The following is a 22,095-nucleotide window of genomic DNA, read 5'->3' as shown; positions in this document are numbered from 1 at the left end:
GGCACAAAAGTATGAGTGAATAAAGAAAGGGCGGGGTACCATCACGCAGGACAGTCCCCCGCCCTTCACCCGCGTTACCTAGCGGGACAGGGGCGCCAAGGTCAGAAGGCCCATACCGTACGCCTTGCCCCTACCCATACCGGAGAGCAGAGACTGACGGAACAGCTCAACATTAGTGATGCGAAGAGCACCATCAAACTGAGCCTTACGGTGAGTCACTTTACCGACCTTACCCTCAGCATTGCGGCGGGCAAACGCGAGGTCCTGACGAGAAGAAACCATCGGGCACTCCTCAATATCCTGACCCTCAACCGCGGGAATTACTTCAAACCCCCACTGCGGCGCGCGCTCACGAATCCACGCCTGCTGCTGCGCAACAGTCACGTGCGGGTACACTTCACGCTTCCCCGTCTGCTTATTCGTGTGACGCTTCACCGGGTTCACGGCAAGACGGAAAGCCCACTCCTGCCCGTTCTCCAGCTTCGCCAGCAGACGACCATAATGAGCGCTCTCACCAGGGCGAGTCTGCCAACCAGCCTGCTCCACAAGAGCGGAAAAATCAGGCTTCTCAGGGCTCAACATGTACAAAATCGGAGCATGCTGAGACTCGTCCAAACGCCACAGGATGCGACCCTCAGAATAGTCCGTATCCGGCGGCAAAGTCGCCATCACGGCTGCATGCATCGCCTGCGGGCTACGCAACAACTTCCACGCGCCACGACGCTGCGGATTAATCATGAAACGAGAAAAATACGTCATGCTTCCATCACCGCCTTCATATAATCAGGTTCAGAATCCTGGACAGAAGAGCTCTTCGCGGAAGCCCCTTCCTCCCCGTTCTGTGCAAGCTGATCGTCCTTGGCATTTACGAGGACAGGCTCAACCGGCACAACCTCACGCGAAGCATACTGCCGATGCTCCGAGCTGAAGCTCACCGGAATATCCCGCACCAAATCGCCACGCTCACCAGGCAACGCATCACGCAGGATACGCAACGCAACCGGGCTCGGAAAGTCCTTGCGACGGTACTCAGGCACCTGCCACTCCAAGGAACGCAGAGTCTCCTCAGCAGACTCATCACGAATACCCATGACAAGGTCGTAACCAGCCGGGCATGCGCGCCGCCCAAGATACAGAGGATATACGGGCTTCTTCAGCGCAGACTCGATAGTCTCCAACTGTTCACGTTCACCTTCCAGAGCCACCACAAAAACAGCATCCGAAAGGTACATGCGGGTCGAAAGAGAAGCCGCACCATTCGGGTTCTTAGCCCAATTCTTAGCGGTCTGATAGTCACGAATCAGGGTACCCGGGGCATCTGTACGCACCGCGAACTTCAACGAAACCAAATCGTCAACCGGCTCGTTACGCGAGCGCCCCAGGGCTGCAGCGACCATTCCAATCACGCCAGACTTGCTCGGCTCATGACCAGCATCACGGCGACGGAAACGGCTCTGAGTACCCCATGACTGCAACGGCCCGCTCATCTTCAAGAGCAGGGTAGGCATTAGGACTCCTGAGAGGTGAGAGCAGTCAGCTGAGCTTCCAGGGAATCCAGCAGGCCCTTCAGAGAAACAGACTCGCCCAGACCAGCCAGTTCTTCCTTGAGGTCGCCCAAAGCCAGAACATACGATACAACCGGCTCGTAACCGTACGCTTCCTCAATGTTCTTAGCCTCAGATGCGAGCGCACGAGCTGCAGCCACGCGGCGGCCTTCAACCTCGGTAATAGCCTTCTCGAAGGCGTTCACGTAGGAGATGGGGCGGTCGTTGCGAACGGTCACGATAACCGCGTCAGGCAGGGTACGCGCAGCAAAAGAATTCTGCTTACCGGTAGGCATGGAGTTGATGAAGGAACGGACAAACGCCAGGGTTGCCTCGACGCTTGCAGAAGCATCACCCAGGTTAGTGTTCAGTGCATCCAGGTTGATGTTGGCGTAGCGGTAGAAGGTGCTTGCCGCCATCTCAACGGTGCCAATCATGCCTGCGCCGGTTGCGTCATCAGAAGAACGAACGACGTCATCTACCGCGGTGTAGTAATCGAAATCGGGTTCAGAGCCGTGAACGCTCAGGGCGTGTGCTACCTGGCACGCGGCGTCAACATTGAAGTCAGCGGCTTCTGCCAGCATACGACCGAAGAGAGCAATATCAACGCTGTGGTTGGTGTCGAGGATTTCCTTAACATCCTTAGCAACGAGCTTCTCACCGTTAGCATCAATAATTGCCTGCGCCAGCTTATCAATCTGCTGGTTGCTCAGCAGAATCAAGTAGCCAGAAACAGCACGGCCTGCTTCTTCGTCTTCCTTCTTCTTCGGCTTCTCCAGCTTAATCTTTGCCGCCTTGAATGCCTCAACGACAGCCTTCTCAGCCTGATCAGCATCAAACTCAGGTGCAAGGTCCAGGATGCGCGCCACTACCTTGTCAGCAACCAAGCGGGTGCGTACGCCCAGCTTCGAACGGTCAAGGTGCGATTCAAAATCGCGGCGAATAACGGACTTCCAGGCCTGGCTGGAAACGCGCTGGCGCTGAACGCCGCCAAAGAAAGCGGACTTAGGGCTGCCAGTGTCGTCACGGTTAATGTTCGACGGGGGCAGGGTCTGCAGGGCGTGGATATCGACGAAAGTAGTCATGATGTTTTCCTTCTTTCAGGAGTGATAGTTAATTAGTGGTTTTGTTCGCAGCAGCGCGAACAGGAACGATGCCGTAGGAGAAGTCGCGGTTCCAGCGGTACAGAACCTTCTGACGCGTCGTGGGGTTCAGAAGGTACATATAGTCCGCCGCGAATCGACCGTAGTCAAACGCAATACCTTCGGAACGGAGAAGAGTAATCAGGCTGCGCAGGTAATGCTGGCGAGCGTTCTCCGTCTGAGCAGTCAGCAGAGAATCAAAACGCTTCTTCACTGAAGGGGTAGTCTGACTGACCAAGCGACCGACTGCCTGGCCGAAAGAAACACCGGCAACATGCATAGGCTGATTCTGCGCCTGCTGGTGCAGAGCAAAAAGAGTCAAAGCAGTGTACGCTGCGTTCTCCGCGTTACTCGGCTGGTCCCCCTTACCGCGGTACTCTTCGGGGATACCTTCAGTACCGTCTTCCTTCTCCAGAACGAATCCCCAAAGCTCGGGATGAGCCAACGGCGGCTCGCCCGTTCCACGGCGAAGCTTCGCCAGCTGTGCAGTAGCAGACGAAACGCCGCTACTCTTCTGGTGGTAAAGGCGCATCACCTTTGCAGCAATAAACTGCTGCAGGTCATTCTGCGCAGTACGGTCACTCATTCGTGTCCTCCTGAGGTGAGTGAGAGGTGGAGGCTTGATAAGCCAAAGGGATGATTTTACGCAGACGCGCATGGAGCTGTCGTTCTGCGTGAGCAACGCTGTAAAGAACTTCGTTTCCGGAAAGATCCTTACCGAAGAAACCGAGCATAGCCTTGGGCCCTGCACTATCGATAAGGATGTTCGCTTCGTGCTGAATGGCGGTACGTACCAGACGCTGCCATTCTTCCTTCTTAGTGGAGATGTCGTCTGCCGACCCCTGGTCTGCAAGCCAGAGACGGAAAGACTCTTCCATACGGTTAAGCACGGCTTCGGTAGCGTCTGCGCGGAATTCATATTCTCGACCTGCGGCACGCAACAAATTACCCGCAAACTGTCCCAGTGCAATTGCCGCATCCATGGTTGCCTGAATATTTTCACGCACCATCTGGGAGGCGCTCACGCCTTCATCAGTCAGCAGAGAAAGCTCAAGGGTCATCGAGTCAGAAATAATGTTCTCAATCACGGCACTCTGGTTACCGTACTCAACGCCTACCAGCTGAACCTGCACCTCTGCATCAGTCGGGAAGTACCTTCCCGAACCCAGCTGACGAATCACAGGAGCAGGCTTATTCTGTTTCTCAGATTCCGGGGTAAGACGAGTCAGCAGAGCATCAGCGCCACGCCACAAGGTACGTTCAGCCGAATGAGCCTGAGGCATCCACACCTGTTCAGTCTTCGAGGACTGATTCTTGCTGTAGCGATAACCCGTCAGAGGGTCAGTATAGGTATTACGGTCAAACCATTTGTCACCATTAGCAACAAGAACCGAAGTTACGCGTTCGCCATCATGATGCAGACGGATACGACGTGACTGCCAGGTTAGAATCTCGCACATACCGCTCGCGGGCACCGGCTGATCCTTATACTGAGCCGCAGGACCACCAGTGTAAGCACGCGGTGCTGCGGTATCAGGCTCAGCGCGCTCCCATACCGGGAGGTCAAGCGCAAACGACTCATCATCAGTCAGCTGCTCGTAGTCAAGGCTGTACAGCAGAGTTTCCATCATGTTGGCGCCGTGAACAATCACCTTGCCAGTCGTGCCATACCAGCCCACGCCCAGAGGATAGCCCTTACCGCCCTTAACACGGGGGTCGCCTACCGCACCAGATTTAATACCCGAGTAGTCCCAGGCTTGAATCGTCAGCAGGTAGCGTGCAGCCTCAGCAAAGCTCAGAGAGTCCAAGGTCTTTTCAGCGCGAACCGAGAAGTACTCACTTTCCGAGTCCAAAAGCAAGCGGCTAACGGGTTTCGTGTCTCCCTTAGCCGTATGCAGATCATGCACCTGCATAAAGGGACGGTCACCGCCTACCAGCCAGAAATGGTTCTTGAAAATTTCAAGGTATCCCAGAACAGCAGTCAGATTATCGGCATCGGGCTCACGCATCTGGCGAATCCAGGGAGCCGCGCCGCCACAGCTCTTAACACCTTCGCTAAGAAAAGTGGCGCGCGCAAAGATAACGAGTGCAACGCCCAAGATTGCAACATCGGTTAGCGGATTATCCGTTTGAATTCGGTCAATCTCATACAACCGCTTGAAGAAATCATGGAGTGACAGCTCAGCAACCTCGCCCGTTTTCAGTCGAACCGGGATCCATGCTTCATCAACAAGGTTGAAGCGGGGTTCTTCCAAGCTAGCCATTCTCACTCCTTTCATCATCGAAATCAGCTCACTGTCGTGTGACGAATGAGCAGTCATAAAAATTGTTTCTGGTCCACAATAGGAGGAGACCAGCGGTTTAGCCTTGTCAGGAGGCTCTTGGTGAGCCTCCGTCGGCTTGATAGTTCCACTATAGGAGCACCATGAAGGTTAAGTCAAGGCAATCTAACAATATTTATTAATACCTTTAATATTTTTAAGGTGTAGAGTGGAAGAGGAAGCAATAGAAGCAGAATCCCCGCTCACGCAGGGACCACATCAACCAATTTTATAAATACTGGCTCATCCCCGTCTGCTTCGGGGAACATACGCCTCGCACCGTAGCGAGGCACGCACTAGTCTACCGTCTAAGGAGAATCATGGCACCCGCCCCTGAGCATCTTTCAACACCTGAAACGGCATCATTCTGGGCAAAAACAGGAGATAAGGACTCCCCCACCCGCGGCCTCTCCCTCGTTCAGCACATGTTCGACGCCGGCGCTGTCGCCGCCCGACTCTGGGATACGTGGCTCGCCCCCGGTCTACAGAAGCGATTCAGTGAGCACCTCCATCTCTCCATGGAAGATACGCGCGCACTCGTATCCTGGCTCACCGCCACCCACGACATGGGCAAGGCAACCCCCGAATTCTCCGGGCAGCTCGATGCACGACGCGACGAAAACCTCGCTGTGTACCGTCAGCGTATCGAACAGCAGGACTTTGAGTTCCCCGAAGACCTTGTCACTCCTACTAGCGGCTTGCGGTGTCCCCACAGCAAGTACAGCCAGAGCATCCTCATCTACCTGCTCACCAACAATATTGAGGGCATGCCCCGTGAAGTTGCTGAAACTCTCGCTAGTATCTCCGGTGCACACCACGGCACACCCGCAGACTACATGCCTACATCCACTGAACTGAGCAACGTTATTTTGGAGCGCCTCTCCCCCAGGTGGCATGCCACCTGGCAGGAGCTCTACAACATTACCCTGAAACGTTTTGGCGCATCCTCGGCACTACAGCAACTAGCGCAGCACGGACAGGCTCTCCCCGTCTCCGTGCAGTTCTGCATTACCGGTTTCGTCATCATGTCAGACTGGATTGCTTCAAACCCTGATTTCTTCCCCATGGGAACCTTCGGCTCAGCGGAGCAGGAACAGCGGGCACGCATTGGCTGGCAGGCGCTCGGGCTTGAACAGCGTTGGATTGCTGCGTTGGATACCAACCCAGACACTCCCGCTGCTAATCTCTATGCATCCCGTTTTGGGTGGAGCAACCCGACCCTACGCCCCATGCAGGAAGTCGTAGTCGAAGCGGCACGCTCCATGCAAAGCGGCGGCATGATGTGCATCGAAGCGCCCATGGGTCAAGGTAAAACCGAAGCTGGCCTCATCGCTGCCGAGTTCCTTGCGCAGGCGACCGGTCGCACCGGTGTAGCCTTTGCTGCTCCGACCCAGGCGACCTCCAACGCCCTCTTTGACCGTGTTATCGAATGGGTGGAATACCAGACAAACAATGTGGCGCAAGAACACGGCGGACCTCTTGAACCGCATTCCATGTTCCTGGGCCACTCCAAGAACCGCTTCAACAAGTCCTACGAGGCGCTCTCCAAGGCAGATATTTTCGACGAATCCTCTACCCCCGGGCAAGAAAACAATCGAAAAACGCTGCGTCCTGGAACGTCTCTCGCGCGGCACAGCTGGCTCAGCGGCACCAAGAAGGGACTTCTCTCCAGCTTCGTTGTGTGCACCATCGACCAGGTTCTCATGACCGCTCTGCAAGCACGGCATGTGATGCTCCGATACCTTGGGCTTGCATCCAAGGTCATCATCATTGATGAGGTGCACGCTTACGATGCGTATATGAGCGAGTACCTTTCCGCTGCGCTCTACTGGCTAGGTCAGATGAATGCGCCCGTCATTCTCATGTCGGCAACCCTACCGTCAGATACTCGTGATGATCTAATGAAGAACTACGCTGAAGGATTGAAAGTCAGGAAAAAAAGTACATCTGCCCCAAAACGTAACCGATTCTTGGATTTAAACGCTAACTTATCTGCACCGCAGGAAAGCTCTCAAAATATTACTCCCCTCGATCTGGATTACCCCGTCATTCACACGCTCACCGCCGAAGACAACGGAACACCTAAGAAATGGAAGGTTGAACAGCCCGTAGAGCAAACCGAAATCGAGCTGAAACTCATTGACGACAGCCCCAAAAGCGTCCTGAACGTACTCGAACCGCTCGCTAACGACCACGGATGCGCCGCAGTCATCTGCAACACCGTTGGGCGAGCTCAGGAAATGCATGCGTTCCTGAGCGAGCGGTTCGGTGAAGAGCATGTTATCCTCACGCACTCTCGCTTTACCGCCACGCACCGCGCCGAGCAAGAAGAACTTCTTGTCTCAAAGCTCGGCAAGAAGGCGCACTACAGCGAAGCTGACGGGGAGGATTCCTCGCGCCCGCACCGCCTCATCGTGGTGGGCACTCAGGTCATCGAACAGTCACTTGACCTGGACTTTGATGTGATGATTACCGACTTCGCGCCGGTCGACCTGGTGCTTCAGCGCATGGGACGCCTACACCGTCACGATAGCCGCAGCAGTTCAGAACGCACCCCCGCATACCGCAAACCCGTGTGCTACGTACGAGGAGTTGAAACTTTCGGCTCGCACGTTGAGGCACCTGACTTCCCGCGTGGATCTAAGGCAGTCTACGAGCCGATGATTCTGCTCAGCAGCTACGCGCAGCTACTCCCCCACTTCGACGGTGAACCGATTCGAATTCCTGCGGACATCAGTCCGCTGGTGCAGAAGACCTACCAGGAAAATGCATCTGGTGAGATTCCGAATGCATGGTCAGAAGTCTACGAGAACGCCAAGCAGGAATGCGAGAAAGGTAAGGACCAAGCCAAGATTCGTGCTGAAGGCTATCTGCTCTGTGCACCTCAGCGTACACAGTACACCATGGCGGACTGCATGAAGAGTCTTCTCCATTCCAACGACCGGCGATTCTCTGACGAGCAAATCGGCGAGGCAAAGGTTCGCGACACCGACGCATCCCTGGAAGTTATCGCAATCATTGTGGAACGGAACCAACCGGGCAATCCCAAGAGCGCGATTAAAAGCTACCGACTATTGCCTTCCATCAACGGCACAGACGATGCTGATTCTCTCCGCTTTGACGCTTCAGCCGACGAACCGCCGAGTTATTGGCAGAGCATGCAACTTGCGGCTTCATCGATTCGACTCCCCTACCAATACTCAGATGCGCCCAAGAACCGCATCAAAGGCAGGAAGCTCCGCTTCGACGCTGCACTCGACCAGCTAGAAAAGGAACGCATCGAGAACTGGCAGAAGTCATTCATGCTGGAGGGGCAGCTCATCCTACCCTTCGAAGAGGTCGAAGCAGGCGTGTACTCATATAGGCTCTGCGATTACGAGCTGGTATACACCACCAAGCTAGGGCTGCAGAGCTTCAAGCTTGATAACGAAGACTAGCGAAGACTAGCCAAGACAAACAAAGACCCCGCCGGATTCTCTCGTGGAGCATCCGGTGGGGGTCTTTACTGTATAAACTTTTCGGCGCGATTCACGCTGTGCAATTCACCATGCAGGGTTTCGCAGCGCCAGGCGGTGGCTACTCAGACTCGCCGAGCATGCCCTCACGAGCCAACGCAGTCAAACGAGACACCGCACGGAAATACTTCTTCTGATAACCACCAGCCAGCATCTCCTCAGTAAACACCTTGTCAAAAGGCACACCCGAAGAAACAATCGGCAGGTCCTTGTCATACAGGCGGTCAGCCAACACCACAAAACGCAGCGCCACCGACTGCTCAGTAATCGGGTGAACATCACGCCACGCAATACCATCCAGACCATCAATCAGCTGACGGTAACGCGACGGGTGCACCTTCGCCAGGTGCTCCACCAGGTCAGCGAAGTTATCGACGCCAACAGTCTTGCCGCCGAACACTTCCTCAACCTTCGCATCAAACTCGGCGTCTGCCACAGGCTCCGGTGCGGCAGGCAGGCCACGGTGACGGAAATCCTCACCATCCACACGGTGCACCTCAAACTGCGAAGCAAGCACCTGAATCTCACGCTTAAAATCCTCAGCCGCAAAACGGCCCTCACCCAGCGCACCAGGCAGCGTATTCGACGTCGCCACAAGCTTCACGCCAGCATCCGCCAGCTCACGCATCAGACGAGACATGAGCACAGTATCACCCGGATCATCCAGCTCAAACTCATCAATACACACCAGCTTATAGCTGCTCAACGCCTCAACCGTCTTACGGAACGTCAACGCACCCACCAGGTTCGTGTACTCCACAAAAGTACCGAACGCCTTCGGGCCATCCACATAATGCCACAACGACGCCAACAAGTGAGTCTTACCCACACCAAAACCGCCGTCAAGGTACAGGCCAGCCTTCGTCGAATCCTTCTTCTTGCCACCAAACAGGCGACCAAAGAAACCGGCACCAGCGCCGCCACCATTAATCTTGTCGCCAAAATCCTTCAGCTTCTGCACAGCCTCAGCCTGCGACGGCTGATTCGGATCAGGAATATAGCTATCAAAAGACACTTCACCAAAACGCTCAGACGGGCGGAAACCCGCCAGCAACTCATCAGCAGAAACGCGAGGGATACGGTCGGTCAAGTGTACGGTCGTGGTGGGCACAGAAACTCTTTTCTTCAGTGACGGCGTCGTGACTTTCGTTTTAAGTGTAGTACTGTCTAACACCCCGCGTGAGCCGCATGAGTTGCCCGCCACATTGCGGGCATGGGGCGGGAGTGGGGTGTGGGCGTGTTGGGTGCTGTGCGGGGATACGGGTGCGGAGGCGTTCGGGTGCGGAGGTGGTGATTGAGGGTGGTTCGGGCGCGGAGGCTGAGGTGGTGTACACCGGCTGGGTCTGTCTTGGGTGGGCGCTCTTGGGCAGTTGCTGCGTTCGATAGGTTAGTGTCTTCGCCGTGGGTTTTAAACCCGTTGTGAAGGCACTAACCTATCGACTGTTCCCTTAACCTATCGGCTATTCCTCTGCCCCGCTGTCTACTCCCATAGATTGTTGCTCATTCTTTTGGTCTGCGATTCTCTCCCCTGGTCTGCTGTGGGAATTCTTTTGTCAGGGAACACTCACCATTATGTGTAAATTCTTTGCGTGCAGGTAATTATTTGATGCATAAAGCATTGAGGTGTTCGTATGGTGATGTTTCGTCGCTGTAGTACCCAAAAGAATGCAAACGGCTGCAAACATGCGGTAGGGTGGTAACTGTAGTGTTCCGCGGCGCATTGATGCGTTTGCTGGGCGAACTACGGGGCTGTTTTTCTTCCGGAGGTCAGGTACAACCCATAAAACCAGCCCGACTAGTAACTAAACAACACACCATCACCGACGATAGGAGCGCATCTTCTATGGATTCGACCATTTTCAACCGCCGCACCCTGCTGGGCAGCGGCGCACTTGTGGGCCTTGGCGCCCTGCTTGCGGCCTGTGGCCAGCAGGCAAATAACGAGGCGGCAGCCACCGCCTCCGCCGCACCGAGCGAGTCGGCTTCGGCGTCTGCGGCGGCATCTGAGTCGCCTTCGGCGAGCGCAACCCCGTCTACTGTTCGCGGCTATTCCGGTGGTTCGAAGGCACCCGACGGGGAATACCGTAAGGCAGACTCAAAGGGTCCTGCGCAGAATGTCCCGAAGCCTGCGGCACCCGAGGAGGGCTACCGTGAGAAGTCTGTTGCTGGCTTGGAGAAGACGATTCGTGCGTGGATGAACTATAAGAATTATGCGATTCAGACGGGGGATTATTCAGGTGCTGACGCTTTTGTTAGTCCCACGTTTGAGGTCGAGCGCAACTTCAATAAGAAGGTTGAGGATCTGTATAAAAAGGGCGGCTGGGTAATTGATGGTCTAGCTCATTTGAAGGCTAATGGTGCGCCGTGGTCTGAGGATGGGGAGACGTATATTTGGCGTGCTTATCGTGAGTGGACTGTTGCTATTTATGTTCAGCCTGATGGTAGTTGGGAGAGCAAGGAAAACCGTAATCTTGAGGACAATATGTGGGATATCAAGTTGCGTCATAATGGCGAGCGCTGGCTTGTAGAAGCAACCACAAAGGTTAAGTGAAGCTAGGGCTAGAATGAAAAACAAAAAATTCTCAGCAATTCTTCCGGCATTACTACTTTGCATACCAGGAAATTTGGCCTTAGCTCAAGAAGCTTCATTTTCTTCCTATGCAGAATGTGTAAGCTCAAACCCAAATTCTGCAACTGTCTGCGCAAATATTTTTATATCGCCTGTTGAGTCCTCCACCGCCAACAATTCCCTAGAGGGATCCGGCGTAGATTTATCAGGTTCCGCTAGCGTTCTCGAAACCTATGAGAAACTATCTAACGCAACCCAAGTCCACGAGTGGGAAAAAACTAGTAACGCAAACGGATTCACGGTCTACTATTCAAAAACCAACCCCAACGTCCAATACTGCGTCACCAAAGATGGCCGAGTTGGAACCTACAAAATCATCAACCTCTACACCGAAGAGGGATACGGCACAGTAGACCGGGGTCTCCCAACCTATAAAAGGCCCAGTAGCGAGAGCTGCATTGCCTCAGATATTAAGGCTGTTCAGGACACTAAATCCGAAGCAAACAAGGGCCCCACCTGGGAACAAATGATGGCGCAAATCATTGAAGCAGCCCAATCCCTAGAACCGGGCAAGCCGACCCTCCACCAGTCCTACAACAATCCCGCAGGCACCGGCCGAGCAGAAGGCGACCCCAACGTCTACAAGGGCGACCAGGTCAACTTCTACGTCGACGACGGAGGCCCCTACCGCCTCGAAGCAGACATGCTCGCAGGACACGTCGAAATTGAACTCATGCCCTCCTCGTACGTCATCGAGTACGGCAACGGCGACCAGGCGACCCATTACACCGCGGGTAAACCGGTCACCACCTACCCTCGTGAACGTCCGAGGCAGACGGATACCAGTTACGCCTACCAACGTTCGGGTAACTTCCATGCGTATGCGACCGTGCACTACACGGCTCGCTTCCGTGTGGATGGTGGCCCGTGGCAGATGATGGAGGTGACCCCGCAGGCGACCAGTGACCCGCTGCTGATTCGTGTGTGGTGGACCGACGTGGGTCGCGTGGCAGGTGACTGCAGCTATGACGACACTCGTTGGGGCTGCAAGAATGATCCCACCATGGGTAAGAAGGATAATCCGAACCCCAGGTTGCGTAAGGCTGATATCCGCACAGGCCAGCGTTGGCACCTGGACGACAGCGGCGACGGGGATACGGAGTATTCGTTGCACCGAGACTGGCCCGACATGTAGGGCTGCTCCCCTGCCGTGGGTCTTACGTTGAGAAGCCACATGTTCGCCGAGAAGCCACTTTGTTTATGGCTTTTCGAAACACATGTGGCTTCTCGACTATCGGGTTCTTCCTTGCGGCTGGTTACTCTTCCGGTTTCTAACCAGCCCCCTATTCACACACCACGCCGATACGAGGAATACGTTTCCATGACTTCCGTTTTTATTACCCGCCGCGCGATGCTGAGCGGCGGCACTCTCATGGGTCTAGGTACCCTGCTTACTGCCTGTGGCCAGCAGGCTTCTAACGAAGCGAGCGCATCGGCATCATCGGCCGTAGCACCGAGTGAGACTGCATCGGCTACGGCTGCGGCTTCTGAGTCACCTTCGGCAAGTGCTACCCCATCCACTGTCCGCGGATACTCTGGCAGGTCCAAAGCTCCTGATGGTGAGTATCGTCCTGCAGATTCGAAGGGCCCCGCACAGAACATGCCCAAGCCTGCAGCACCCGAAGAGGGGTATCGAGAAAAGTCGATTTCCGGTTTGGAGAAGACGATTCGTGCCTGGGCAAATTGGCGCAACTATGCGGTAGAAACTGGAGATTTCGCTGAGGTCCGACAATACATAGCGCCGTCCCTAAAGTCGGAAGTAAGTTTCTACGATGAGATGAGCGGCCTCTACCAAAAGGGTGGCTGGATTATAGACGGCCATAATGAGTTTGTATCAGGAGAAAACCCTCAGAAGGTAGACGATCACACTTACCTTTGGAAGGTTTACCGCAAGTGGAATTTCGTTATGTACGTTCATCCTGACGGTAGTTGGGAAACCCGAGAAAACCGCGAAATAGACAATAATTCCTGGGAACTTTCCTGCACATATACAGATGACCGTTGGCTCATAACTGGTTTGAAGAAAATCAACAAAGCCAGCTAAAAATTACCTTCACCGATATAAGGAATACACTTCCATGACTTCCGTTATTCTTACCCGCCGCGCGATGTTGAGCGGCAGCGCAATGTTGGGTATTGGTACCCTGCTCGCAGCGTGTAGCCAGCAGGCAAATAACGAGGCGAGCGTCTCGGCGTCCTCGACCGCCGCACCAAGCGAAACCGCCTCGACTGTAGTATCTGAGTCTGTGTCCGCTTCGGCCTCAACTACCCCGAAGCCTGTTGTAACTCGTGGGTATTCAGGCAATTCTAAAGCCCCCGATGGCGAGTACCGAAAGGCGGACGGCTACGGTCCTGCCCAAAACGTACCCAAGCCGCGTAATGAACCCGCTCAGTATCCCGAAACTGAAGAAGGCCTTGCAAAGATGATGCAAGACTGGGATGTTGCTCATAACTACGGTATTCAGACCGGCGACTGCTCATATGCCAAAAAGTATGTCTCAGAAGACACAGAGGAGTACAAGTTCTACGAGTACATTGAGGCTCTCTACCAGCGCGGCGGCTGGGTAATTGAGGGCTTGGACTCTTATCAGAAAGAGGGGGACCTGTTCTATAACCAAGAGTCTAAGGAATATAGGGTAAAAACTCGTCGAGTCTGGACAACCGTGTTGTATTTTGAGCCCGATGGAACAGGATACGATGCGATGAATAAAGACACGAGCGATGATGCCTTTATCTTTGTTTACCGTTACAGTGATGGGTTTTGGAAGATTATTGCAAGTGAAGATCTTCCTGCAAATAGCTAAAAACTGCTAACTCCCCTATTCATTTTGGTAGCCCCGGTTTTCATCTAGCTATATTTTTTACACACCACACCGATATATATAAGGAATACACTTCCATGACTTCCGTTTTTCTTACCCGCCGCGCAATGCTGAGCGGCGGCGCGCTGCTGGGGCTCGGTACCCTGCTCGCGGCGTGCGACCAGCAGGCTGCCAATGAGGCGAGCGCCTCGGCATCATCGACCGCTGCACCGAGCGAATCAGCTTCGGCCCCTGTAGCGGCATCTGAGTCACCTTCGGCGAACGCTACCCCGTCCACTATCCGCGCTACTCCGGTCAGTCCAAGGCACCCGACGGTGAATACCGAAAAGCCGATAAGTACGGCAACGCACAAAACGTACCGAAGCCCAGCCTCCCCGAAGAAGGCTACAACGAAAAATCTGTAGAAGGCATGCGTAAAACGCTTGATGCATGGGCTCAGTGGGGAAACTACGGTATCCAAACTGGAGATTATGCAAAGGCACGAGAATTCATCTCACCTAGTTTCAGCTCCGAATTAGAAGCCTACGAAAGCATCGAAAAACTATATAAGCGCGGCGGATGGGTTATTGACGGTATCGAAAATTTTACAGCTGATGTGTCGCCTTGGTCCGAAGACGGCGAAACATATTTCTGGAAAATGTACCGCAACTGGAATCAGGAAATCCACGTTGAACCAGACGGTAAATGGACTGCTTGGGATAACGAGGATAAAACTAACGACACTCTCAAAGTCAAAATGAAACATGACGGCCAAAAGTGGTCAATTCTAGACTTCGAAGAATTGAACGTCTAAGCAGTATTCACCTTTCACACACCACACCGATACAAGGAATGTATTTCCATGACTTCCACTCTTTTTACTCGCCGCGCAATGTTGAGCGGCGGCGCACTTGCGGGCCTGGGTGCCCTGCTTGCGGCGTGCGGTCAGCAGGCTGCTAACGAAGCTAGTGCTTCGGCGTCTTCGACCGCTGCGCCGACTGAAACCGCCTCGGCATCTGAGTCGCCTTCGGCGAGTGCCACCCCTAGCCCGGTCATTACCCGCGGCTACTCTGGTGGCTCGAAGGCGCCCGACGGGGAATACCGCAAGGCAGATGAATATGGTCCTGCACAGAACGTTCCTCTCCCTAATGCTAAGCCGCAACAGTATCCTGAAACCTTTGCTGGTCTCCGCGAGATGATGCGTGACTGGATCAAAGCCCGCAACTACGGCATTCAGACGGGGGATATGCAATACGTGAGGCCGTACATGCTGGAAACTTTTAAAGAAGACACTGAGTTCTTGGATTATATCGAGAAGCTCTACAAAGGCGGCGGCTGGGTTATCGAAGGAACCTCGGAGTACCAGGCCGAAAGCGACCTGATGTATGACGAAGAAGCCAAAGAGTATTGGGTTCTCACCCGGCGCTTGTGGACTTACGGACTGTACATTCATCCGAATGGAAAAATGCGTAAACGGACCAATACCGGAAATGAAAACGAAACTTTCATGTTCCGTTACCGATACATGGATGGTTACTGGTATTTGTCTGAGTACCGCTCTAATGAAGAGCTCCGCAAGCAAGGAATCATTCAGTAGTTTTACTTGTACGAATGGTTAAGTCTTCCGGTTTCTAACCAGCCCCCCTATTCACACACCACACCGATATAAGGATTTACTCTTCTATGACTTCCGTTATTTTGACCCGCCGCGCAATGTTGAGCGGCGGCGCATTTGTGGGCCTTGGTACCCTACTCGCGGCGTGTGGCCAGCAAGCTACTAATGAGGCGGCAGCCACCGCAACCGCGGCACCGAGCGAAACGGCTTCGGCTTCTGTATCGGCATCTGAGTCGCCTACGGCAAGCGCCACCCCGTCTATTATCCGCGGCTACTCCGGTCAGTCCAAGGCACCCGACGGCGAATACCGTAAAGCTGATGGTTACGGTCCTGCCCAGAATGTGCCCAAGCCCCCCGAGCCGGAAACAATACCCCGAAACTCAGGAGGGTGCTCTCAACATGATCAACGACTGGACCATAGCCCACAACTATGCGGTCCAGACCGGTGATTGCGAATACGCCAAAGCATATGTGAAACCGGGAACTGATGAAGAAAAGTTCTACGGATATGTCGAGCGTCTTTATAAGCGCGGCGGATGGATTATTAATGGTCTCGACAAATATCAGCTCGATGGTCAGTTTATCTATGATGAAAAAACTAAAGAATACACTCTCATGCTGGAACACGTTTGGGAATTCGTAATGTATGTTGAACCCGACGGGTCATACACCGAAGACAAAAATACGGCCGAAGGGGACGATAACGGCGCTTACATTCTCAAATATTCGGATGGATTTTGGACTATTGTTGGCTCGCTTTCTCAAGAGCAACTGAAGGAAAAAGGGCTACTAAAATAGCCCCATAACCGTTGAAAAGCCACATGTGTTTCGAGAAGCCACCATTGTTGTTGCTTTTCGAAACACATGTGGCTTCTCGGCGCATAGGTATCGGCGCATAGGTATCGGCGCATGGCGTCTTCCGTAAAATGGTTGTATGGCTAAGAAAACTAAAGGTAAGAAGAGCGGCGCAGCAACCGCCGCCGTAGCACTGCTGACCGAGACGAACACCCCCTTCCAGATGCGCGAATACGAGCACGTTGAGGGCGTCACTTCCTTCGGTGAAGAGGCCGCGAAGAACCTCGGCGCCTCCGAGGAGCAGGTGTTCAAGACCCTGCTGATCGTGCACGAGAAGGATTTCGCGGTCGCGATCGTGCCGGTGTCTGGCAAGTTGAACATTAAGGCTGCCGCCGCTGCCCTGGGCTGGAAGAGCGCCTCCATGTGCGATCCGAAGGTCGCTGAGCGCCGCACCGGCTACGTGGTGGGCGGTATTTCTCCGCTGGGTCAGAAGACCCCCTCCCCCACCCTGCTCGATGAGTCCGCGCAGCTTTTTGACACGATCATGGTCTCCGGCGGTAAGCGAGGCCTGGATGTTGAGCTCGCCCCGGACGACCTGCTGAAGCTCACCAACGGCAAGTACGCTAACATCCGCGCGTAGTGCACGCTCAGCGGGAATAATCCGCCCGGTCGCGGCGTTACATATGGCGTAGGAGCCTGGGTAAGAGAGCAAGCTAAAGGAGTCATGATGGGCAATTCGCTACCCGGCGTGGGTGCTATCGCCAAGAACTGGCGTGAAGTGCTCAAGCCTGAAGAGTACGCTGTTCTGCGTGAGGGCGGCACTGAGCGCGCGTTCACGGGCGAGTACTGGAACACTCACACGGAGGGTGTGTATTCGTGTCGTGCCTGCGGTACGGAGCTGTTCCGTTCCGATCAGAAGTTCGATTCGCATTGCGGTTGGCCGTCGTTTTTCGCGCCGCTGGCTGAGGACCGTGTGCGCTACCTGGAGGACACGACCTTCGGTATGCGCCGTGTGGAGGTGCGTTGCGCCGCCTGCGATTCGCACCTGGGTCACGTATTTGAGGGTGAGGGCTACCCGACTCCCACGGATTTGCGGTATTGCATTAATTCGGTGTGCCTGACGCTGACTCCGGCTAGTGAGGCACCGGCTGGTGAAGCACAGCCTGGTGATGCCCCGGCTGACGAGGCGTAAGCCGCCGAATAAACCCCGGCAAGCCCCCTCGCGGGCACGCGGGTAAACCCCTTATTGTGAGTCTCTCTAAATTCGAGGCTTTAAGCTCGGGCGGGTAGAATGGCGTAGTGCCTTCGCGGGCACGCCACCCCGCCCGGGCTCGTGTTTGTTCGGGCTTGTGTTTGCCCGGGCTTGTATTTGCTCGGGCGTACGCCTACCCAGGCATCTGGCGCATCGTATGGGCGCGTCGAATCAGACAGAGGAAAAGGATTGAGTGCATGAGTACCGCAGCTGAACAGAATGCCGCAGGCACCCCTCAGCTGACCCTTAACGGTATCGAAGTTCCGGATGTTGTTCCTCTGGAGACCCCTTCCGCACCGATTCCGACCCTTATCAATACGGAGAGTGGTCTGCGTCGTGCCGCTGAGCAGTTGGCGGCGGCGTCTGGCCCGGTGGCTGTTGATACGGAGCGCGCTCAGGGCATCCGTTATGGTTCGCGTGCTTTTTTGGTGCAGCTTAAGCGTGAAGATCAGCTGTATCTGATTGATCCTGAGGCGTTTAAGGATTTGCGCATTATTAACGATGCTCTGGCGGATGCTGAGTGGGTTATTCACGCCGCAATTCAGGATTTCCCGAGCTTGGATATGCTCGGTATGCGCCCGAACCGCCTGTTTGATACGGAGCTGGGTGCGCGTCTTGCCGGTCTGGAGCGCGTGAATCTGGGTGCGACCGTTGAGGAGTTGCTCGGCTATAAGCTGGCGAAGAAGCACTCGAAGGAAGACTGGTCGCGCCGCCCCCTGCCGGAGTCGTGGCTGAACTATGCGCTGCTGGACGTTGACGTGCTCATTGATTTGCGTGACGCGTTGGAGGAGCTGCTCCGCAAGCAGGGTAAGTTGCAGTACGCCCTGGAGGAGTTCGAGTACCTGTGTAAGTCCCCGGTGAAGGATCCTACGGATCAGCCGGAGCGTTGGCGTAAGACGAAGGGCCGCACGATGCTGCGTTCGGTCAAGCAGCTGACGGCGCTGCGTAACCTGTGGCTTGAGCGTGATTCGCTGGCGCGTAAGAAGGATGTTGACGCGAAGCGTCTGCTGCCCGATTCTGCGATTGTGGAGGCGGCACGCACCATGCCGCGTAATGTGCCCGCTATCATGGCAATCCCCGGTTTTCAGACGCGTGGTTTGCGTCGTGAGGGTCCGCGCTGGGTGCGTGCGATTGCCGCGGCGGCACGTGGCGAGAACGCCGTACCGTTCACGTTGCCGTCGACTGCCCCGCCGCCGTTGAAGGCGTGGGAGTCTAAGCGCCCCGAGAATTTGGCGTTGTTCACCGAGGTTCGTCAGGCGATTGATGAGCTCTCGGAGGAGCTGACCATTCCGGCGCAGAACCTGATCACGACCGATTATGTTCGCCGCCTCTGCTGGGAGCCGCCGGCTCGTTTCGACGAGCAGACCCTGCGGGATGCACTCGCCGAGTACGGTGCACGCCCCTGGCAGACGGGCCTGGTTGCCCCCGTGATTGCGCCGATTTTTGCCCGCCACTTGGGGTAGTTTTCTCTAACGCTGAATAGACGTGTGTGCCGGTTGGGTGTGTTGCTGATGCGACCGCCCGACCGGCATTTCTATTCTCTTCACGGGTGCAGGCGGGAACAAAGCTTAGCCTGCTCTCATTCGATTTTTATCCCAAACCGGCATAGGGTGGAGAGAGTACATGAAAGGAACCATCATGCCCGCACCCAACGGATGCTGCCGCTCTCAGGAGGCGTGCGCCTCCCCCGCTACTGAATCTGCAGCCGTCGACACCGCAGTCGATACCGCAGAAACTGAATCTTCTACTCGCGTCTTCTCCCGCCGCGCCACCCTCATCACCGGTGCTGTTGCATCCGGTGCGTTGCTTGCCTCCTGCGCTGAAGGTGACGGCGCTGTCACCGCGCCCGAAGGCACCGTTGAGGTGGGTTCTGCCTCCGCAGTGGGCGTGGGTAAGGCGGCACGTCTGACGCACGGATCCACGACCGTGATTGTGTCCCAGCCGTCCGCGGGCGAATACAAGGCGTTCAGCACCGTCTGCACCCACCAGGGTTGCCAGGTGCAGGTGCAGGATTCTAACCGCATCGTGTGTCCCTGCCACGGTTCCGAGTACGCAGTGGCTGACGGTTCGGTCGTGCACGGCCCCGCGGAGGAGGCACTGACCAGCTACCCGGTGCAGGTGAAGGGCGGCAAGATTTTCGTGAGCGGCACCGGCAACTCCTAAAACCGGCGGCTCAGAACCTACATACGGCAAAGCCCCGCCCATCACGATTGATGGGCGGGGCTTTGTGCTGTCTAGAGCGCGCCTACCGCTGAGGGAAGCGCAGACAGGAACGCTTAGCGGGTGTGGCGCGGCTTCTGGCCCTCTTCACGAGCGAACGGCACCTTATCGCCGGCCAGCTGCGCACGCAGATCCGCAATGATGGTTTCCGCCGTCAGACCGACCTCTTCCAGAATCTCTTCGCGGGAAGCATGCGGAATGAACTCCGCCGGAAGACCCAGCTCGCTCAGCGCGGTATCCACGCCAGCCGCACGCATTTCCTGGCGGATGCGCGAACCCACGCCGCCGGAACGCACGCCATCCTCAATGGTCACCACGATGCGGTGGTCACGAGCCAGCTCAATGACCGAAGGCGGCACCGGCATCACCCAGCGCGGGTCAACCACGGTGGACTGAATACCCTCGGCGGCAAGCACCTTGGAGGCTTCCAGAGCCACGCGGGCCATAGCGCCCACGGCAACGAAAAGTACGTCACGCTGACCGGTCTCCGGGTGGGGTTCGCCGGTGCGTGCCAGCACGTCCACACCGTCGCTGCGGCGCTCCAGGGCGGGAATGTCCTCGCCCACGGAGCCCTTCGGGTAGCGAATCACGGTCGGGGCATCGTTGATAGCGACAGCCTCACGCAGTTCTTCGCGCAGGGTCGCGCCATCACGCGGAGCCGCCAGGTGCAGACCCGGAATGAACTGCAGCATCGCCAAATCCCACATGCCGTGGTGGCTTGCGCCGTCCGGGCCGGTAATGCCGGAGCGGTCCAGCACCACGGTCACGCCCGCCTTGTGCAGGGCAACGTCCATGAGCAGCTGGTCAAAGCCGCGGTTCAGGAAAGTCGCGTAGAGGGCAACCACCGGGTGCATGCCGCCGTACGCCAAGCCGGCACTCATCGCCACGGCGTGCTGCTCAGCAATACCTACGTCAATAACGCGCTCGGGGTGGCGCTTCTGGAATTCGCGCAGACCCACGGGAATGAGCATCGCGCCGGTAATGCCGACGACGTTCTCCTGCTCATCCGCAATATCTGCGATTTCGCGGCCAAAAACGCTAGTCCACGACTCGGCGGTGCTCTTGGAGACAGCATTACCGGTCAGCGGGTCAATCGGACCAACCGCGTGGAACTGGTCGTCCTTGTTTGCACGGGCGGGTGCGTAGCCGTGGCCCTTCTCGGTAATGGCGTGCACGATGACCGGGCCGGCGTAGTTCTTCGCCGCGGTCAGTGCGTTCTCCACAGCCTGCTGGTCGTGGCCGTCAATCGGGCCCACGTACTTCATGCCCAGGTCTTCAAAAATGCCCTTGGGCACGACGACGTCCTTAATGCCCGCCTTCATGCCGTGCAGGCCGCGGTACACCATCTGACCGACCGGGCCGCCACGCTGCAGACCGATGCGCACTGCATCCAGCGCGTGGTCGTAGCGGTGGTCGAGGCGCACACGATCCACCTGCTGCTGCACACCGTGCTTCAGCTCAGACAGCTGGTTCGCAAAACCACCAATGGTCGGCGCGTAGGAGCGGCCATTATCGTTGACCACAATCACGACCTTGCGGGTGCGGTCAGCAGCAATATTGTTCACAGCCTCCCACGCCATACCACCGGTCAGCGCGCCATCACCAATGAGAACCACGGTGTAGCGGTCATCTTCACCGTTGAGCTTATGCGCGCGAGAAATACCATCAGCCCACGAAATCGAGCTGGAGGCATGCGAAGAAGCAATAATGTCGTGCTCAGACTCGCCGCGGTCCGGGTAACCCGACAGGCCGCCCTTCTGACGCAGAGTCTTAAACGCGTGACGACCAGTCACCAGCTTATGCACATACGACTGGTGGCCGGTGTCAAATAGAATGTTGTCCTTGGGAGATTCAAAAACACGGTGAATGCCGAGGGTCAGCTCCACAACGCCCAGGTTCGGGCCCAGGTGACCGCCGGTTGCCGACACATTCGTCACGATGAACTGGCGAATCTCCTTGGAGAGCTCCTCCAGCTGCTCGTAGCTGAGGTTCTGCAGATCCGCCGGGGACTGAATACCCGGGAGTAACTTAGCAGTGGCACCGTCGCCAATGCTGTAGTCTGCGGTGGGTGCGCCACCGGCGGCGCTATTCGGGGTCTCCTCCTGCGGCAATGCGTTTTCAGCGGACATACACCCACACTCCTCAAGGTCGGGGCACGGCTCATTCCGTGCGTTGGTTCTTCAATGATTCTACCGTTTACGGTGCCAAAAAGCAGATTTATGCGCCCGCAGAGCAAGACGCACCGGGTTGAGTGAAAACGG

General features: G+C 55.9%; 19 protein-coding genes and 1 pseudogene. 13 read left to right on the top strand and 7 right to left on the bottom strand.

Features of this window, described 5'->3' with window-relative positions:
• Positions 1-78: 78 nt before the first annotated feature.
• The 5 genes from cas6e to casA are packed head-to-tail and all read right to left on the bottom strand — an operon-like array spanning position 79 to position 4,950.
• A complete protein-coding gene (cas6e, locus tag AB8E48_RS00850) occupies positions 79-759 on the bottom strand; it encodes a type I-E CRISPR-associated protein Cas6/Cse3/CasE (protein WP_368885442.1) in 681 nt (226 codons plus the stop codon).
• A complete protein-coding gene (gene cas5e, locus AB8E48_RS00845; RefSeq protein ID WP_368885441.1) occupies positions 756-1,508 on the bottom strand; it encodes a type I-E CRISPR-associated protein Cas5/CasD in 753 nt (250 codons plus the stop codon). Before cas5e ends, cas6e begins: the two co-directional genes overlap by 4 nt.
• The gene (gene cas7e / locus AB8E48_RS00840; protein ID WP_313987843.1) at positions 1,508-2,629 is read right to left on the bottom strand and encodes a type I-E CRISPR-associated protein Cas7/Cse4/CasC; all 1,122 of its coding nucleotides are present in this window, start codon (positions 2,627-2,629) and stop codon (positions 1,508-1,510) included. The genes cas5e and cas7e overlap by 1 nt, the downstream gene beginning before the upstream one ends.
• A gap of 28 nt (positions 2,630-2,657) precedes the next feature.
• Positions 2,658-3,272, bottom strand: a complete 615-nt coding sequence (gene casB, locus AB8E48_RS00835; RefSeq protein WP_368885440.1) for a type I-E CRISPR-associated protein Cse2/CasB — start codon at positions 3,270-3,272, stop codon at positions 2,658-2,660.
• Positions 3,265-4,950, bottom strand: a complete 1,686-nt coding sequence (casA, locus tag AB8E48_RS00830) for a type I-E CRISPR-associated protein Cse1/CasA (RefSeq protein WP_368885439.1) — start codon at positions 4,948-4,950, stop codon at positions 3,265-3,267. Before casA ends, casB begins: the two co-directional genes overlap by 8 nt.
• Before the next feature lie 377 nt (positions 4,951-5,327).
• Here casA and cas3 point away from each other — a divergent pair, with 377 nt between their 5' ends.
• Positions 5,328-8,444, top strand: a complete 3,117-nt coding sequence (gene cas3 / locus AB8E48_RS00825) for a CRISPR-associated helicase Cas3' (protein ID WP_368885438.1) — start codon at positions 5,328-5,330, stop codon at positions 8,442-8,444.
• Positions 8,445-8,583: 139 nt separating this feature from the next.
• Here the strand turns inward: cas3 and zapE are convergent, their stop codons facing one another.
• Complete coding sequence (gene zapE, locus AB8E48_RS00820) at positions 8,584-9,633, bottom strand: cell division protein ZapE (RefSeq protein ID WP_368885437.1); 1,050 nt, start codon at positions 9,631-9,633, stop codon at positions 8,584-8,586.
• A gap of 732 nt (positions 9,634-10,365) precedes the next feature.
• Between zapE and AB8E48_RS00815 the strand changes: the two genes are divergently transcribed.
• The 12 genes and pseudogenes from AB8E48_RS00815 (at position 10,366) to AB8E48_RS00760 (ending at position 19,777) form a co-directional block, all read left to right on the top strand.
• Positions 10,366-11,073, top strand: coding sequence for a DUF6318 family protein (locus AB8E48_RS00815; RefSeq protein WP_368885436.1), 708 nt, complete (start codon positions 10,366-10,368; stop codon positions 11,071-11,073).
• A gap of 544 nt (positions 11,074-11,617) precedes the next feature.
• The gene (locus AB8E48_RS00810; protein ID WP_368885435.1) at positions 11,618-12,286 is read left to right on the top strand and encodes a hypothetical protein; all 669 of its coding nucleotides are present in this window, start codon (positions 11,618-11,620) and stop codon (positions 12,284-12,286) included.
• A gap of 186 nt (positions 12,287-12,472) precedes the next feature.
• Positions 12,473-13,195 carry a DUF6318 family protein gene (locus tag AB8E48_RS00805; RefSeq protein WP_368885434.1) on the top strand — a complete coding sequence of 241 codons (723 nt, stop codon included), beginning with the start codon at positions 12,473-12,475 and terminating at the stop codon, positions 13,193-13,195.
• A 34-nt stretch (positions 13,196-13,229) separates the two neighbouring features.
• Positions 13,230-13,955, top strand: coding sequence for a DUF6318 family protein (locus AB8E48_RS00800; protein ID WP_368885433.1), 726 nt, complete (start codon positions 13,230-13,232; stop codon positions 13,953-13,955).
• Between the two features lie 95 nt (positions 13,956-14,050).
• Positions 14,051-14,377 carry a hypothetical protein gene (locus AB8E48_RS00795; RefSeq protein ID WP_368885432.1) on the top strand — a complete coding sequence of 109 codons (327 nt, stop codon included), beginning with the start codon at positions 14,051-14,053 and terminating at the stop codon, positions 14,375-14,377.
• Positions 14,347-14,766: pseudogene (locus AB8E48_RS00790) on the top strand (DUF6318 family protein); the annotation flags it as partial. The gene AB8E48_RS00795 and the pseudogene AB8E48_RS00790, both read left to right, overlap by 31 nt.
• 48 nt (positions 14,767-14,814) lie before the next feature.
• Positions 14,815-15,549, top strand: a complete 735-nt coding sequence (locus tag AB8E48_RS00785) for a DUF6318 family protein (RefSeq protein WP_368885431.1) — start codon at positions 14,815-14,817, stop codon at positions 15,547-15,549.
• A 417-nt stretch (positions 15,550-15,966) separates the two neighbouring features.
• Positions 15,967-16,365: a DUF6318 family protein gene (locus tag AB8E48_RS00780; protein ID WP_368885430.1), complete on the top strand. Its 399-nt coding sequence runs from the start codon at positions 15,967-15,969 to the stop codon at positions 16,363-16,365.
• A gap of 136 nt (positions 16,366-16,501) precedes the next feature.
• Positions 16,502-17,002, top strand: a complete 501-nt coding sequence (ybaK, locus tag AB8E48_RS00775; RefSeq protein ID WP_368885429.1) for a Cys-tRNA(Pro) deacylase — start codon at positions 16,502-16,504, stop codon at positions 17,000-17,002.
• 87 nt (positions 17,003-17,089) lie between these two features.
• The gene (gene msrB / locus AB8E48_RS00770; RefSeq protein WP_368885472.1) at positions 17,090-17,554 is read left to right on the top strand and encodes a peptide-methionine (R)-S-oxide reductase MsrB; all 465 of its coding nucleotides are present in this window, start codon (positions 17,090-17,092) and stop codon (positions 17,552-17,554) included.
• Positions 17,555-17,811: 257 nt separating this feature from the next.
• Positions 17,812-19,077 (top strand): HRDC domain-containing protein, encoded by a 1,266-nt coding sequence (locus AB8E48_RS00765; RefSeq protein ID WP_313969071.1) that lies wholly within the window; start codon positions 17,812-17,814, stop codon positions 19,075-19,077.
• Positions 19,078-19,252: 175 nt separating this feature from the next.
• On the top strand, positions 19,253-19,777 hold the full coding sequence (locus tag AB8E48_RS00760; RefSeq protein WP_368885428.1) for a Rieske (2Fe-2S) protein: 525 nt from the start codon (positions 19,253-19,255) through the stop codon (positions 19,775-19,777).
• Between the two features lie 113 nt (positions 19,778-19,890).
• On the opposite strand, the gene dxs is transcribed toward AB8E48_RS00760, so the two are convergent.
• Positions 19,891-21,963 (bottom strand): 1-deoxy-D-xylulose-5-phosphate synthase, encoded by a 2,073-nt coding sequence (dxs, locus tag AB8E48_RS00755; protein WP_368885427.1) that lies wholly within the window; start codon positions 21,961-21,963, stop codon positions 19,891-19,893.
• Positions 21,964-22,095: the final 132 nt, after the last annotated feature.

The organism is Rothia mucilaginosa, from assembly GCF_964211445.1.
GTDB classification, from domain to species: domain Bacteria; phylum Actinomycetota; class Actinomycetes; order Actinomycetales; family Micrococcaceae; genus Rothia; species Rothia mucilaginosa_E.
Note: the sequence above shows the minus strand (reverse complement) of the source record. Positions and strands in the feature narration are given on the sequence as shown.

Bases quoted from the DNA above. Each gene is read 5' to 3' on its own strand.
- cas6e (WP_368885442.1), bottom strand. From the start codon at position 759: ATGACGTATTTTTCTCGTTTCATGATTAATCCGCAGCGTCGTGGCGCG.
- cas5e (WP_368885441.1), bottom strand. From the start codon at position 1,508: ATGCCTACCCTGCTCTTGAAGATGAGCGGGCCGTTGCAGTCATGGGGT.
- cas7e (WP_313987843.1), bottom strand. From the start codon at position 2,629: ATGACTACTTTCGTCGATATCCACGCCCTGCAGACCCTGCCCCCGTCG.
- casB (WP_368885440.1), bottom strand. From the start codon at position 3,272: ATGAGTGACCGTACTGCGCAGAATGACCTGCAGCAGTTTATTGCTGCA.
- casA (WP_368885439.1), bottom strand. From the start codon at position 4,950: ATGGCTAGCTTGGAAGAACCCCGCTTCAACCTTGTTGATGAAGCATGG.
- cas3 (WP_368885438.1), top strand. From the start codon at position 5,328: ATGGCACCCGCCCCTGAGCATCTTTCAACACCTGAAACGGCATCATTC.
- AB8E48_RS00815 (WP_368885436.1), top strand. From the start codon at position 10,366: ATGGATTCGACCATTTTCAACCGCCGCACCCTGCTGGGCAGCGGCGCA.
- AB8E48_RS00810 (WP_368885435.1), top strand. From the start codon at position 11,618: ATGATGGCGCAAATCATTGAAGCAGCCCAATCCCTAGAACCGGGCAAG.
- AB8E48_RS00805 (WP_368885434.1), top strand. From the start codon at position 12,473: ATGACTTCCGTTTTTATTACCCGCCGCGCGATGCTGAGCGGCGGCACT.
- AB8E48_RS00800 (WP_368885433.1), top strand. From the start codon at position 13,230: ATGACTTCCGTTATTCTTACCCGCCGCGCGATGTTGAGCGGCAGCGCA.
- AB8E48_RS00795 (WP_368885432.1), top strand. From the start codon at position 14,051: ATGACTTCCGTTTTTCTTACCCGCCGCGCAATGCTGAGCGGCGGCGCG.
- AB8E48_RS00785 (WP_368885431.1), top strand. From the start codon at position 14,815: ATGACTTCCACTCTTTTTACTCGCCGCGCAATGTTGAGCGGCGGCGCA.
- AB8E48_RS00780 (WP_368885430.1), top strand. From the start codon at position 15,967: ATGATCAACGACTGGACCATAGCCCACAACTATGCGGTCCAGACCGGT.
- ybaK (WP_368885429.1), top strand. From the start codon at position 16,502: ATGGCTAAGAAAACTAAAGGTAAGAAGAGCGGCGCAGCAACCGCCGCC.
- msrB (WP_368885472.1), top strand. From the start codon at position 17,090: ATGGGCAATTCGCTACCCGGCGTGGGTGCTATCGCCAAGAACTGGCGT.
- AB8E48_RS00765 (WP_313969071.1), top strand. From the start codon at position 17,812: ATGAGTACCGCAGCTGAACAGAATGCCGCAGGCACCCCTCAGCTGACC.
- AB8E48_RS00760 (WP_368885428.1), top strand. From the start codon at position 19,253: ATGCCCGCACCCAACGGATGCTGCCGCTCTCAGGAGGCGTGCGCCTCC.
- dxs (WP_368885427.1), bottom strand. From the start codon at position 21,963: ATGTCCGCTGAAAACGCATTGCCGCAGGAGGAGACCCCGAATAGCGCC.